Annotated in this window: 13 protein-coding genes; 9 read left to right on the top strand and 4 right to left on the bottom strand. The window is 69.3% G+C overall.

Annotation, left to right across the window (positions count from 1 at the left end):
• Window positions 1-39 precede the first annotated feature (39 nt).
• A complete protein-coding gene (locus BN977_RS23745; RefSeq protein WP_036401996.1) occupies window positions 40-585 on the top strand; it encodes a TetR/AcrR family transcriptional regulator in 546 nt (181 codons plus the stop codon).
• On the opposite strand, the gene BN977_RS23750 is transcribed toward BN977_RS23745, so the two are convergent.
• Complete coding sequence (locus BN977_RS23750; RefSeq protein WP_024453803.1) at window positions 582-1,376, bottom strand: purine-nucleoside phosphorylase; 795 nt, start codon at window positions 1,374-1,376, stop codon at window positions 582-584. The two genes, BN977_RS23745 and BN977_RS23750, sit on opposite strands and share 4 nt — an antisense overlap.
• Window positions 1,377-1,394: 18 nt before the next feature.
• Between BN977_RS23750 and BN977_RS23755 the strand changes: the two genes are divergently transcribed.
• The 3 genes from BN977_RS23755 (at window position 1,395) to BN977_RS23765 (ending at window position 4,802) form a co-directional block, all read left to right on the top strand.
• Window positions 1,395-2,615, top strand: a complete 1,221-nt coding sequence (locus BN977_RS23755; RefSeq protein ID WP_051561854.1) for a M20 family metallopeptidase — start codon at window positions 1,395-1,397, stop codon at window positions 2,613-2,615.
• A complete protein-coding gene (locus BN977_RS23760) occupies window positions 2,612-3,778 on the top strand; it encodes an amidohydrolase (RefSeq protein ID WP_024453801.1) in 1,167 nt (388 codons plus the stop codon). Before BN977_RS23755 ends, BN977_RS23760 begins: the two co-directional genes overlap by 4 nt.
• A 139-nt stretch (window positions 3,779-3,917) precedes the next feature.
• Window positions 3,918-4,802 carry a type IV toxin-antitoxin system AbiEi family antitoxin gene (locus tag BN977_RS23765; protein ID WP_036401998.1) on the top strand — a complete coding sequence of 295 codons (885 nt, stop codon included), beginning with the start codon at window positions 3,918-3,920 and terminating at the stop codon, window positions 4,800-4,802.
• A 67-nt stretch (window positions 4,803-4,869) separates the two neighbouring features.
• On the opposite strand, the gene BN977_RS23770 is transcribed toward BN977_RS23765, so the two are convergent.
• Window positions 4,870-5,349, bottom strand: a complete 480-nt coding sequence (locus tag BN977_RS23770) for a gamma-glutamylcyclotransferase family protein (protein WP_024453799.1) — start codon at window positions 5,347-5,349, stop codon at window positions 4,870-4,872.
• A gap of 154 nt (window positions 5,350-5,503) precedes the next feature.
• Here BN977_RS23770 and BN977_RS23775 point away from each other — a divergent pair, with 154 nt between their 5' ends.
• The 3 genes from BN977_RS23775 (at window position 5,504) to BN977_RS23785 (ending at window position 9,580) form a co-directional block, all read left to right on the top strand.
• On the top strand, window positions 5,504-6,919 hold the full coding sequence (locus BN977_RS23775; protein WP_036402001.1) for an NAD(P)H-quinone dehydrogenase: 1,416 nt from the start codon (window positions 5,504-5,506) through the stop codon (window positions 6,917-6,919).
• A 73-nt stretch (window positions 6,920-6,992) separates the two neighbouring features.
• Window positions 6,993-8,732 carry a glycerol-3-phosphate dehydrogenase/oxidase gene (locus tag BN977_RS23780; RefSeq protein WP_036402003.1) on the top strand — a complete coding sequence of 580 codons (1,740 nt, stop codon included), beginning with the start codon at window positions 6,993-6,995 and terminating at the stop codon, window positions 8,730-8,732.
• A gap of 2 nt (window positions 8,733-8,734) precedes the next feature.
• A complete protein-coding gene (locus tag BN977_RS23785; protein ID WP_234709660.1) occupies window positions 8,735-9,580 on the top strand; it encodes a pseudouridine synthase in 846 nt (281 codons plus the stop codon).
• Window positions 9,581-9,634: 54 nt separating this feature from the next.
• Here BN977_RS23785 and BN977_RS23790 read toward each other — a convergent pair whose 3' ends face one another.
• Complete coding sequence (locus BN977_RS23790; RefSeq protein WP_131590195.1) at window positions 9,635-10,402, bottom strand: FkbM family methyltransferase; 768 nt, start codon at window positions 10,400-10,402, stop codon at window positions 9,635-9,637.
• 275 nt (window positions 10,403-10,677) lie between these two features.
• Between BN977_RS23790 and BN977_RS23795 the strand changes: the two genes are divergently transcribed.
• Window positions 10,678-11,448, top strand: coding sequence for an SDR family NAD(P)-dependent oxidoreductase (locus BN977_RS23795; protein ID WP_036402007.1), 771 nt, complete (start codon window positions 10,678-10,680; stop codon window positions 11,446-11,448).
• Window positions 11,449-11,458: 10 nt separating this feature from the next.
• Here the strand turns inward: BN977_RS23795 and BN977_RS23800 are convergent, their stop codons facing one another.
• Window positions 11,459-12,142 (bottom strand): TetR family transcriptional regulator, encoded by a 684-nt coding sequence (locus tag BN977_RS23800; protein WP_036402009.1) that lies wholly within the window; start codon window positions 12,140-12,142, stop codon window positions 11,459-11,461.
• A 156-nt stretch (window positions 12,143-12,298) separates the two neighbouring features.
• Here BN977_RS23800 and BN977_RS23805 point away from each other — a divergent pair, with 156 nt between their 5' ends.
• Complete coding sequence (locus tag BN977_RS23805; protein ID WP_036402011.1) at window positions 12,299-13,366, top strand: ferredoxin reductase; 1,068 nt, start codon at window positions 12,299-12,301, stop codon at window positions 13,364-13,366.

Genomic DNA, 13,366 nt, shown 5'->3' on the forward strand with positions numbered 1-13,366 from the left:
TGCGGCGATGTCAACGCTTGTTGGCCTACGCTTGTTGGCATGAGGCGACCGGCGGCCGAGACGAAGGCGTTGATCCTGGCGGCGGCCCGTGAACGGTTCGCCGCCGACGGCTACGAGAAGGCGACCATCCGGGCCATCGCCGCGGATGTGGGCATCGACCCCGCGATGGTGATGCGGTACTTCGGCACCAAGGAGGCGTTGTTCGGCGCGGCCGCCGAGTTCGACCTGGAACTGCCCGATCTCACCGCCGTGCCGGCGGACCGGCTGGGCGTCGCGCTGGCCACCCACTTCGTGGAGCGCTGGGAGCGGGACGAGGCGCTGCTCATCCTGCTGCGCGTCGGCGTCACCAACGAGACTGTGGCGCAACGCATGCGGACCATCTTTGCCGCCCAGCTGGAACCGGTGGTGCGCACCGCGGCCGGCCGGGCGTCCGATACCGCGGTGCGCGCCGGGTTGATCTCCTCGCAGGTGCTGGGCATGGCGCTGTGCCGGTATGTGCTGGCGTTCCCGCCGCTGGCAGCCATGTCACGCCAGGACGTCGTCGACTCGATCGGCCCGACGTTGCAGCGGTACCTGACGGGTTAGAGCCGCCCGATGACCGCCGCCAGCAGGGCACCCATCCGCGTCGCGGATTGACGGCCGGCCTCCAGCACCTCGGCATGCGACAGCGGCTGGCCCGTCATGCCCGCGGCCAGATTCGTCACCAGCGACACGCCCAGCACCTGCGCGCCGGCCGCCCGCGCCGCGATGGTCTCGTGCACCGTCGACATCCCCACCAGGTCCGCGCCCAGCGTGCGCAACATCCGGATCTCGGCCGGGGTCTCGTAATGCGGGCCGGGCAGTCCGGCGTAGACCCCTTCGGTCAGCGTCGGATCGATCTCCCGGGCCAGGGCGCGCAACCGCGGCGCGTACGCGTCCACCAGGTCGACGAACTGCGCCCCGACCAGCGGGGAGCGCGCGGTCAGGTTGAGGTGATCGCTGATCAATACCGGTTCGCCGACCCGGTATTCGGCGCGCAGCCCGCCCGCGGCATTGGTGAGCACCACGGTGCCCGCGCCCGCCGCGCACGCCGTGCGCACCGGATGCACCACATGGCGCAGATCGTGGCCCTCGTAGGCGTGGATGCGTCCCACCAGGACCAGCGCATGACGGGCACCGACCGGGATGGACAGCACCCGGCCGCCGTGTCCGGCCGCGGTGGGCGGGGTGAAACCGGGCAGCTCGGCCATCGGGATGGTGGCGCTCGGGGCCCCGAGCGCTTCGACGGCGGGCGCCCAGCCGGAGCCCAGCACCACGGCCACATCGTGGGCCTCGACACCGGTGCGGTCCCGGATCGCCTGCGCTGCGGTATCGGCCGTCAGCTGTGGATCAGTCACGAATGAGATACTGCCAGGATGCCCACGATCACCGCGTTGTCGAACGTCGAGGATGCCGTCAATCGGCATCGCGGGGATCTGATCGAACTGTCCCATGCGATCCACGCCGAGCCCGAGCTGGCGTTCGAGGAGCACCGCAGCTGCGCCAAGGCGCAGGCGCTGGCGGCCGAACGCGGGTTCGCGATGACCGCCGCGGCCGGCGGATTGCCGACGGCGTTCCGGGCCGAGTACGGCAGCGGCCCACTGGTGGTCGGGATCTGCGCCGAGTACGACGCGCTGCCCGGCATCGGGCATGCCTGCGGGCACAACATCATCGCCGCCTCCGCCGTGGGCACCGCGCTGGCGCTGGCCGAGGTGGCCGACGAGCTGGGGTTGACCGTCGTGCTGCTTGGCACCCCCGCCGAGGAGACCGGCGGCGGAAAAGCCTTGTTGCTCAAGGCCGGAACCTTCGACGACATCGCCGCGACGGTGATGCTGCATCCCGGCCCGGTCGATATCGCCGCGGCACGCTCGCTGGCCCTGTCCGAGGTGGCCGTCGGGTACACCGGGCGCGAGTCGCACGCCGCCGTCGCACCGCACCTGGGCATCAACGCCGCCGACGCACTGACCGTCACGCAGGTGGCCATCGGACTGCTGCGCCAGCAGCTGGCGCCCGGCCAGATGGTGCACGGCCTGGTCACCGAGGGTGGCCAAGCCAGCAACATCATTCCGGCGCACACCGAGCTGCGCTACACGATGCGCGCCACCACCATGGAGTCCCTGCACGAACTCGAGCAACGGATGGCGGGCTGTTTCACGGCCGGGGCGGTGGCCACCGGCTGCACCCACACCGTTGCCGAGACCGCCCCGAGCTACGCCGCGCTGGCGCCCGACGGGTTTCTGTCCGAGGTGTTCCGCGCCGAGATGCTGCGGTTCGGGCGGACGCCGGTGGCCAAGGAGCTGGAGACGGCTCTCCCGCTGGGCAGCACCGATATGGGCAACGTCACGCAGGTGATGCCCGGCATCCATCCGGTGGTCGGGGTGGACGCCGGGGGCGCGTCGATCCACCAGCCGGAGTTCACCACCGCCGCGGCGGGCCCGTCCGCCGACAAGGCCGTCGTCGAAGGAGCAATCATGTTGGCCCGCACGGTGGTTGCGCTGGCGCAGAACGCGGCCGAGAGCGACCGGGTGCTGGCGGCGCACGACCGGCGACGGGGAGAGCTTTCTCCGGGGCGAGCGCAGCGACGGGAGAAGAGATGAGCCTGCGCGCGCACACCGAGGCCTGGGTGGCCGCCCACCACGACGACCTGGTGGCCTGGCGCCGGCACATCCACACCCACCCCGAACTGGGCAGGCAGGAGTTCGCCACCACCGAGTTCGTCGCCAACCTGTTGGCCGATGCCGGGCTGAATCCGAAGGTGCTGCCCGGCGGCACCGGACTGACGTGTGATTTCGGTCCCGACGACGGGCCGCGGGTGGCGCTGCGGGCCGATATGGACGCCCTGCCGATGGCCGAGCGCACCGGGTTGCCGTTCGCGTCGACGGTGCCGGGGGTGGCGCACGCCTGCGGCCACGACGCACACACCGCGGTGCTGCTCGGCGCGGCGCTGGCGCTGGCGTCCGCCCCGGAATTGCCGGTCGGAGTCCGGCTGATCTTCCAGCCCGCCGAGGAATTGATGCCCGGCGGGGCGATCGACGCGGTGGCGGCCGGGGCGGTGACCGGGGTGTCGCGGATCTTCGCGCTGCACTGCGACCCGCGCCTGGAGGTCGGCAAGGTGGCCACCCGGCCCGGGCCCATCACCTCGGCGGCCGACTCCATCGAGATCACCCTGCACTCGCCGGGCGGGCACACCTCGCGGCCGCATCTGACCGGGGATCTGGTGTACGCGCTGGGCACGTTGATCACCGGGGTGCCCGGGGTGCTGTCGCGGCGCATCGATCCCCGGCTGAGCACGGTGATGGTGTGGGGCGCCGTCAACGCCGGGGTGGCGGCCAACGCGATTCCGCAGACCGGCACGTTGGCCGGCACCATCCGCACGGCCAGCAGGGAAACCTGGCTGACCCTGGAATCCCTTGTCCGGGAAACGGTTTCGTCGTTGCTGGCGCCGCTGACGGTGGAGCATGCGGTGAACTACCGCCGCGGTGTCCCGCCGGTGGTGAACGAGGAGACCTCGACCCGCATCCTCACCCACGCCATCGAGGCGCTGGGGCCCGACGCGCTGGCCGACACTCATCAGTCCGGCGGCGGTGAGGACTTCTCCTGGTACCTGGAGGAGGTGCCCGGCGCCATGGCCCGGCTCGGCGTGTGGTCCGGTCGCGGCCCCCAGCTGGATCTGCACCAGCCCACCTTCGACCTGGACGAGCGCGCCCTGGCCGTCGGCGTCCAAGTCATGTCCAACCTCGTCGAACACTCCGCTCCCTGACCTTTCTTCGGCGAGCGGCCGTGTCTGCACACCGACACGCCGCAATGGTTGGCATTTTGGGGACACTCGCCGGCCGAGTTATCCACAGATCTTCGCGCGGGGCTGTTGTGCCCGGTTGTCGTCGCCGACCATCGGTGCCATGGTCGATGAGCTCATCGAACTCTTCCGGGCTCAGGGCGGCCTCGCCACGAGTGCGCAGATCCTGACCTACATGCCACGGCGGGCGTTCGAGGCATCGGTCAACTCCGGTGCGCTGGAACGCATTTGGCAGGGCATCTACTGCCTGGGTGAACCGGACGACGCACTGCGCCTGCGCGGGCTCGACTTGCTCTGCGGCAGAAGGGTTCCGGTGTGCCTGGCCACCGCGGCGGCGGTCTACGGGTTTGACACCGAGGACCCAGCGGAGCTGCATGTGCTCAGCCCGCCGGGTACCCACCTGCGATCCGCGGACGGCTTGGTGGTGCACCGCCGCGACGATGCCCCGTTGCGCATGGTCGCCGAACGGCTGACCACGGCACCGAATTGGACGGCCGTGGAGGTCGCCCGCGCCCTGCGCCGGCCCCGTGCCCTCGCGACGCTCGACGCTGCCCTGCGCAGCGGCAGTTGCGACCGGGGCGGGTTGCGTCGGGCCGCGCGCGAACAGTGGGGTCGGCGTGGCATCGTCGCTGTTCGTGACCTCATCGAGTTCGCCGACCCGCTGTCCGAGTCCCCGATGGAGAGCGAGGCCCGGTTGGTGATGCGCGACGGTGGACTACCGGCACCAGTGCTGCAGTACGAGGTTGTCGATGGAAATCGGGAGTTGCGCCGGCTGGATTTCGCCTGGCCATTCGCGGGCGTGGCTGCTGAGTACGACGGCGAGGCGGCGCACGGCGGACCCGATGCGATGCGTCGCGACCGGCGCCGGCAGGCGGCGCTGCAGGATATCGGGTGGACCGTCATACCGATGTTGGCAGAGGATGTCCGGCGCCAACCGGCGGCGCTTGTCGCACGGATCGAACGTCAACTGCTGCGACGGGCGGCGTGAGCGTCCGCAGAATGCCAACAATCGCGGCGCGTCGGCGTGCAGACACGGCCGCTCGCCAAGGAAAGCGTTACGTGCCGGGGCCGGGGCCGACGTTGGCGGCGGGGCGGGTGCGCAGGTCGTGGACGTATTCGGGGGGCGCGCCGGCGATCTCGGCGGCGTCGGCCATCACCCCGAGATAACGCGCCGACGGCAGGCCGCCCTCCCAGGCGTCCACCACGTAGAGCCAGGCCAGCACCGGATCGGTGGTGGTGTCCGAGGACAGCCGGTCCACCCGGCAACGGATCTTCTTGTGGAAGCCGAGCTCCGAACCCTCCCACCGGTCGAGGTTCGCCTCGTCCTCCTTGGTCATGTCGTAGAGCACCACGAAGACCTTCTCGTCGGGATCCTCGACCAGGGTCGCCAGCGCGCCCTCCCAGCCGATGTCCTCGCCGCCGAAGGTCAGGCGCCACCCGTGCAGCCAGCCGGTGCCGGCCACCGGAGAATGCGGGGCGCGCTGCAGCATCTGCTCCGGATGCATGTTCGACCCGTAAGCGGCGTAGAGCGGCACGGGCCAACTTTAGGCGGTCCGGCGGGCGGGAGCGAAGCGACCCGGGGGATTGGCACGGCGGGCTGGGGGTACCTCCCGCTTGCGGGGGAGAGCGAAGCGACCCGGGGGATTGGCACATGTGGGCTCGGCCGCACTCACCCACTACGTTAATGGCGTGCCCACCCGCATCGTGATCATCGGCGGCGGACCCGCCGGCTACGAAGCAGCCCTGGTCGCCGCGTCCCGCGGCGCCGACGTCGCGCAGGTCACCGTCGTCGACAGCGACGGTATCGGCGGCGCCTGCGTGCTGTTCGACTGCGTGCCGTCCAAGACGTTCATCGCCTCGACCGGCGTACGCACCGAGTTGCGCCGCGCCAACGGCCTCGGCTTCGACATCGCCATCGAGGACGCCAAGATCTCGCTGGCCCAGATCCACAACCGGGTCAAGACCCTGGCCCGGTCGCAGTCGGCCGATATCGGTGCGACCCTGCTGAACGCCGGCGTCAACGTGGTCAAGGGCCGCGGCGAACTCGTCGACAGCGTGCCCGGCATGGCTCACCACCGCGTCAAGGTGACCACCGGGGACGGCAAGGTCGGCGTGCTCAAAGCCGATGTGGTGCTCATCGCCACCGGAGCCACCCCGCGGGTGCTGCCGGGCGCGGTCCCCGACGGCGAGCGCATCCTGAACTGGCGCCAGCTCTACGACCTGACCGAGCTGCCCGAACATCTGGTGATCGTCGGGTCGGGGGTCACCGGCGCGGAATTCTGCAGCGCGTACACCGAGCTCGGGGTAAAGGTCACCGTGGTGGCCAGCCGCGACCAGATCCTGCCGCACGAGGACTCCGACGCCGCCGCGGTGCTCGAGGAAGCGTTCTCCGAGCGCGGGGTGTCGCTGGTCAAGAACGGCCGCGCCGAGTCGGTGGTCCGCACCGACGCCGGGATCAAGGTCACCCTGGCCGACGGTCGCACCGTCGAGGGCAGCCACGCCCTGATGACCGTCGGTTCGGTGCCCAACACCGGCGGCCTCGGCCTGGAGAACGCCGGTATCGAACTCGGGCCGGGGAACTACCTCACCGTGGATCGGGTGTCGCGCACCAAGGCACCGGGCATCTACGCCGCCGGCGACTGCACCGGCCTGCTGCCGCTGGCCTCGGTGGCCGCCATGCAGGGCCGCATCGCGATGTATCACGCCCTCGGCGAGGGGGTGAACCCCATCCGGTTGCGCACCGTCGCGTCGGCCACCTTCACCCGGCCCGAGATCGCCGCCGTCGGGGTGCCGCAGACCAAGATCGACGACGGCACCGTGCCCGCGCGGACGTTGATGCTGCCGCTGACGACCAACGCCCGCGCCAAGATGTCGTTGCTGCGCCGTGGTTTCGTCAAGATCTTCTGCCGGCCGGCGACCGGCGTGGTCATCGGCGGTGTGGTGGTCGCCCCCATCGCGTCGGAGTTGATCCTGCCGATCGCGCTGGCGGTGCAGAACCGGATCTCGGTGGGCGACCTGGCCCAGACGCTGTCGGTGTACCCGTCGTTGTCCGGGTCCATCGTGGAAGCGGCGCGCCGGCTGATGGCGCACGACGATCTCGACTAGCGACCTGGACTAAAGGCGAGTTCGGCACCGCGGCACGGCGCATCGCCGGGTCCGGCAACGTAGGCTCGGAATCGTGACTGACCCGATCTCAGGCAATGGTCAAGCTCAGCTCGGGCCCGACCAGCGTGCGACGGCCTGGCAGCGGCTGGGCAGTGAACAGTTCGACGTCGTGGTCATCGGTGGCGGTGTGGTCGGCTCCGGTGCGGCACTGGACGCCGCGACGCGCGGACTGAGGGTCGCCCTGGTCGAAGCCCGCGACTTCGCCTCCGGAACCTCGAGCCGCAGTTCCAAGATGTTCCACGGTGGCCTGCGCTACCTCGAGCAGTTGGAGTTCGGCCTGGTTCGCGAGGCGCTGCACGAGCGCGAGCTGTCGCTGACGACGCTGGCCCCGCATCTGGTGAAACCGTTGCCCTTCCTGTTCCCGTTGACCAAACGGTTGTGGGAGCGGCCCTACATCGCCGCAGGCATCTTCCTCTACGACCAGCTGGGCGGCGCGAAATCCGTTCCGGCACAGAAACATCTGCTCAAGGCCGGCGCGTTGCGGCTGGCTCCCGGGCTCAAGCGCAGTTCACTCATCGGCGGTATCCGCTACTACGACACCGTGGTCGACGACGCCCGGCACACCATGACGGTGGCGCGCACGGCCGCCCATTACGGCGCGGTGGTACGGACTTCGACGCAGGTGGTGGCGCTGCTGCGGGAGGGCGACCGGGTCACCGGGGTGAAGGTGCGCGACTCCGAGAACGGCGCGGTGACCGAGGTGCGCGGGCATGTCGTGGTCAACGCCACCGGGGTGTGGACCGACGAGATCCAGGCCCTGGCCAAGGAGCGCGGCCGGTTCCGGGTGCGGGCCTCCAAGGGGGTGCACATCGTGGTGCCGCGGGACCGCATCGTCAGCGAGGTGGCGATCATCCTGCGCACCGAGAAGTCGGTGCTGTTCGTCATCCCGTGGGGCACGCACTGGATCATCGGCACCACCGACACCGACTGGAACCTGGACCTCGCGCACCCGGCCGCCACCAAGGCCGATATCGACTACATCCTGGGGCACGTCAACACGGTGCTGGCCACCCCGCTGACGCACGACGACATCGACGGCGTGTACGCCGGGTTGCGGCCGCTGCTGGCGGGCGAGAGCGAGGAGACCTCGAAACTGTCCCGCGAGCACGCGGTGGCGGTGCCCTCGCCGGGATTGGTGGCCATCGCCGGCGGCAAGTACACCACCTACCGGGTGATGGGCGCCGACGCGATCGACGCCGCAGCCGAATTCGTGCCGACCCGGGTGGCGCCGTCCATCACCGAGAAGGTGCCGCTGGTGGGGGCCGACGGCTACTTCGCGCTGGTGAATCAGACCGAACACGTCGGCAGGCACTACGGCTTGCACCCGTACCGGGTGCGGCATCTGCTGGACCGGTACGGGTCGCTGATCGGCGAGGTGCTGGCCATGGCGGACGGCAAACCCGAACTGCTGGAGCCGATCACCGCCGCCCCGGTGTACCTCAAGGTCGAGGCGGTGTACGCGGCGGCCGCGGAGGGCGCCCTGCATCTGGAGGACATCCTGGCCCGGCGCATGCGCATCTCGATCGAGTATCCGCATCGCGGGGTGGACTGTGCGGCCGAGGTCGCCGAAGTCGTTGCGCCCGTGCTGGGTTGGAGTGCCGCGGAGGTGGACCGGGAGGTGCGCACCTACCTGGCCCGGGTGGAGGCCGAGGTGCAATCCCAGACCCAGCCCGACGACACCTCCGCCGACGCGCTGCGGGCCGCCGCGCCCGAGGCCAGGGCCGAGATTCTGGAACCGGTACCGCTGAATTGAACGTGCCGGGTCGGCCGGGCTACGACGGTATCGGCCCGTCCCGACTGCGGGTGCAGGGCGGCAATCTGCACGACGAGCTCCAGCGGCGGTTCGGTGCCGGCGCCAAGGTGCTTGCCGGTGAGGTGTTCTGCGCCGACGGCACCGTCGCCGACGCGTCCACCGCGCTGCCCGCCGGTGCGCATGTCTTCCTGTATCGGGAGTTGCCCGACGAGGTGCCGGTGCCCTTCGCGATGCCCATCCTGTACCGCGACGACGACATCGTGGTGGTCGACAAGCCGCATTTCCTGGCGACCATGCCGCGCGGCGGGCACGTCGCCCAGACCGCCCTGGTGCGGTTGCGCCGCGAGTTGGGCCTGCCGGAGCTGAGCCCGGCGCACCGGCTGGACCGGCTGACGGCCGGGGTGCTGTTGTTCACGGCGCGCCGTGCGGTTCGCGGCGCGTATCAGACGATGTTCGCCGCGGGGCTGGTGCACAAGACGTATCTGGCCGGGGCGTCCGGCACGCCGACCGTCGAACTGCCCACGGTGCTGCGCAGCCGGATCGTCAAAGAGCGCAGTCGGTTACAGGCTTTCGAGGCGCCGGGGGAGCCCAACGCCGAGACCCGTGTCGAAGCCCTCGGCAACGGCCGCTACCGTCTGTCGCCGCGGACCGGCCGCACGCATCAACTGCGGGTGCATCTGGCCTCGATCGGGATCCCGATCGACAACGATCCGCTCTACCCGGATGTGATCGATATCGCACCGGGGGACTTCTCCCGGCCGTTGCAACTGCTGGCGCAGCGGCTGGCGTTCCTGGACCCGGTCAGCGGCGTGCCCCGCGAATTCGTCAGCCGCCGGACGCTTAATTAACGTAATCGATAAATCATTCGCTGCGTCGACGGGAATTGCGTGCGTGGCGACGATTCAGTTCGTCTTGCGGGTGAATTGCGCAATACCGCCGTAGTGGCGCAGCGTGTGCGTCTCGGCCAAGGGATTCCGGTCGAAGATGTACTCGACATAAAGCTTCTTGATATTGCGCGCCAGCGACGCCGGGATATTGTCGATGACCTGCGCCTCGAGCCCCTCGATATCGATCTTCAGAATGTCGATGTGCCCGTGCTTGCCGATGATTTCCTTCAGCACCGTCTGCGAATTGACGCATGTCACGGTGAGGGTGTGGTCCAGGTGTGCGTTCACCCCGCCGTACCGGCCGCTGTCCTCCCAGCCGAACTCCACCTCGCCGTCGCTCATGCCGACCGCGACCTCACGGAGTTCGTACCGCCCCTCGAAGGGGTGCAGATTGTCCTTGAGCTTGGCCACGTTGGACGGTAGCGGCTCGAAAAGGTACGCGTAGGCCGCGGGGGTGCGGGTGAGGAAGTAGGCGGCCGAGATGCCGATATTGGAGCCGAAGTCGACGATCACCTCGTCGGAGCTGTCGGCGTGGTAGTCGTCGCGGCAGAAGATCTCGTTGACCGTGAGCACGTCGTGCGCCGAATTCAGCCGCAGCGCCAGCCACGACTGCGGGGTGCGAATGCGGACGGTGTACGGATACTCGCCGGTGCCGGCGAGATAACGGGCGAACATCCGGGCCGGGTGGTCATAAAGCCGCACCATGTTGCGGGCGGCGACGTAATGTCGGCGTTGCAACAACGAGCTCGCAATTTTCCCCAACTGGCGTCCAGCAACCTGCATCTTCACCTCCGTCGTCGCGGGGGCGCGCTAATCCGCAAGGCTCGAATGATCCCCTCGTGCGCGCCTAACAATAGCTGTCGGGCTCGTCAAATACTTGCCCGGGCCGTCGTTGGTCGCGAGCGAGCGGTGTGACCGCCTCCATCGTGGCTGTCGATGTTCATTGCTGAGTATGCACGCAAGTACCCGCCTCGCGCTAAACCTAGACATTTGCCGCATCGCCGGATCCGGCTCGGTCCGGCTCCGATGACCTGGTGCGATCTGGTCTACTGACGGCCATGGATCGCGCCCGGTTCGACACGCTGTTCGACATGTCCGGACGCACCGTCGTGGTCACCGGCGGCACCCGGGGGATCGGGCTCGCGCTGGCCGAGGGTTTCGCGCTGGCCGGGGCCCGGGTGGTGGTGGCCAGCCGCAAGCCCGACGCGTGCGCGGCGGCCGCGCAGCGGCTGCGCAGCCTGGGCGCGGCCGCGATCGGGGTGCCGGCGCATCTGGGCAACGTCGACGACCTGGCGGCGCTGGTCGAGCGCACCGTCGCCGAGTTCGGCGGGATCGATGTGGTGGTCAACAACGCCGCCAATGCCCTGGCGCAGCCCATCGGGTCCATGACGGTCGAGGCGTGGGACAAGTCGTATGCGGTCAACCTGCAGGGCCCGGTGTTCCTGGTGCAACACGCGCTGCCGTACCTGAGGCAGAGCCCCGCGGCGGCGGTGCTGAACATGGTGTCGGTGGGCGCGTTCAACTTCGCGCCGTCCCTGTCCATCTACGCCTCCGGCAAGGCCGCCCTGATGTCGGTGACCCGCTCGATGGCGGCGGAGTTCGCGCCGCTGGGCATCCGCGTCAACGCGATCGCGCCCGGTCCGGTCGACACCGACATGGTGCGCAACAACCCGGCGGAGGTGATCGACGCGATGGCGACGAAGACCTTGATGCAGCGGCTGGCGTCGCCGGACGAGATGGTCGGCGCCGCATTGCTGTTGTGCTCGCGGGCCGGTAGTTACATCACCGGTCAGGTGGTGATCGTCGACGGGGGCGGCACACCCCGCTGATCCGCCGGCGTCAGTCCGCGCTGCGCCAGCCCCGCACCCCGACGGCGATCATCCGCATCTGTTTGACGGCGATGCGCTTGATCTCCTCCAGTGCGGCGGGGTCGGCGGCGTCCTCGGTGGTCTCGGCGATCGAGATCATGGCGTTGACGAACAGGTTGGCCAGGATGTTGAGATCCTCGCTGCTCCAGTTCTTCAGGCCGGGGAACCGGGCCAGGTCGATGGCGAGTTCGGAAGTGAGCAGCCGGATTTCGGTGCGAATGGCGTAGCGCAGCACGGCCACGCCGCTGGCCCGTTCGCGGGTGATGAAGCGCCAGTGCTCGCGGCGCTCGCTGATGCTCGCGATGAGGATCTCGGCGGAGGAATCGATGACGTGGTTCGGGTCGAGCTTCCCGGCCCGCGCGCCGCGCAGCATATCGCGCAGCGACCGGAACGATTCGTCGATGAGCACCAGGCCGAGCGATTCCATCGAATCGAAATGCCGGTAGAAGGCGGCCGGCACGATGCCCGCCTTGCGGGTCACCTCGCGCAGGCTCAATCCGGTGAAGCTGCCCTCCTCGAGCAGTTCCAGTGCGGCGGCGACGATCGCCCGGCGCGTGACCTCTTTGCGTTCCTCTCGGGACAGGGTGTCTCGCGACCGCGACCGACTCGAGCGCGCGGACCGCCCAGTGCGGGACTTCGGAGCCTCAGCATCCACAACCACCGAGCGTACAACCGGATACCCCTCCGATTCGGCCGGCGTTCCGATGTCAAGTGTTTGTGAATTCAGAGTACGAGTGTTCACTATGTTATGCCCATCACAACCTGCTAGTTTTGCTTGACCGTGCGCTTCTGATCGACCCACAGTGTACATATGTTCACTGAAACATTGACGCACAAGCTGCGCGACCGGGTGCTCCGGTCGCCGCTGCTGGATCTGCTCACCGGACCACACGGCGTCGACCGCTACACCGAGATCGTCGATCCGGTCTGGATCAAGGGCAGCGCCCGCGCCAAGGTGGTGGCCGTCCGCCGCCAGAGCGCCCGCAGCGTCACCCTGACGCTGGAACCCAACGCCGCCTTCACCGGTTTCCGTGCCGGCCAGCACATCAACCTGTCCGTCGAGATCGACGGCCGCCGGCGCACCCGGCCGTACTCGCCGGCCAGCGCCGAAGGCAGCCGGCTGATCGAGCTGACCGTCGGTCTGCACGACGGCGGCCTCGTCTCGACCTACCTCTACGCGAACGCCAAGCCCGGCATGACCGTGGGTCTGGACTCCGTCGGCGGCGACTTCGTCATGCCCGCCGTGCGGCCCCGGCGCATCCTGTTCGTCTCCGGCGGCAGCGGGATCACCCCGGTGATGTCGATGCAGCGGACGCTGCTCGCCGAAGGATTCACCGGGGAGATCGCGTTCGTGCACTACGCCCGGTCGGCCGCGGAGGCCTGCTACCGCGACGAACTCGACACGCTGCCCGGGGTGAAGGTGCTGCACGGCTACACCCGCGACGATCGCGGTGCCGACCTGGACGGGTACTTCGCCCCGCATCATCTGTCGGCCGCCATGGCCGACCCCGATGCCGTGTTCGTGTGCGGCCCGCCCGCGCTTGTCGACGCGGTGCAGACGCTGCGCCCGGACGCGCGGTCGGAGAGCTTCGTTCCGCCCGTCTTCGCCGCCCCGGATGCCGCCGGCGGCGGCACGGTCACCTTCACCGGCAGTGGTGTCGAGGTGGTCGACAGCGGGAAGACGCTGCTGGAACAGGCCGAGGCGGCCGGGCTGAATCCCGAGAGCGGCTGCCGGATGGGCATCTGCTTCAGCTGCACCAGAACCAAAACTCAAGGCGCGGTGCGCAATCTGCTCAACGGTGCGGTGTCCACCGACGCCTGCGAAGACATCCGGATCTGCATCACCGCACCCGTCGGTGATGTCGCGATCGACCTGTAG

The sequence above is a fragment of the Mycolicibacterium cosmeticum genome (assembly GCF_000613185.1).
Lineage (GTDB): Bacteria > Actinomycetota > Actinomycetes > Mycobacteriales > Mycobacteriaceae > Mycobacterium > Mycobacterium cosmeticum.

Excerpts from the sequence above, each read along its gene's own strand:
- BN977_RS23745 (WP_036401996.1), top strand. The coding sequence starts at position 40 with ATGAGGCGACCGGCGGCCGAGACGAAGGCGTTGATCCTGGCGGCGGCC.
- BN977_RS23755 (WP_051561854.1), top strand. The coding sequence starts at position 1,395 with ATGCCCACGATCACCGCGTTGTCGAACGTCGAGGATGCCGTCAATCGG.
- BN977_RS23760 (WP_024453801.1), top strand. The coding sequence starts at position 2,612 with ATGAGCCTGCGCGCGCACACCGAGGCCTGGGTGGCCGCCCACCACGAC.
- BN977_RS23765 (WP_036401998.1), top strand. The coding sequence starts at position 3,918 with ATGGTCGATGAGCTCATCGAACTCTTCCGGGCTCAGGGCGGCCTCGCC.
- BN977_RS23790 (WP_131590195.1), bottom strand. The coding sequence starts at position 10,402 with ATGCAGGTTGCTGGACGCCAGTTGGGGAAAATTGCGAGCTCGTTGTTG.
- BN977_RS23795 (WP_036402007.1), top strand. The coding sequence starts at position 10,678 with ATGGATCGCGCCCGGTTCGACACGCTGTTCGACATGTCCGGACGCACC.
- BN977_RS23805 (WP_036402011.1), top strand. The coding sequence starts at position 12,299 with ATGTTCACTGAAACATTGACGCACAAGCTGCGCGACCGGGTGCTCCGG.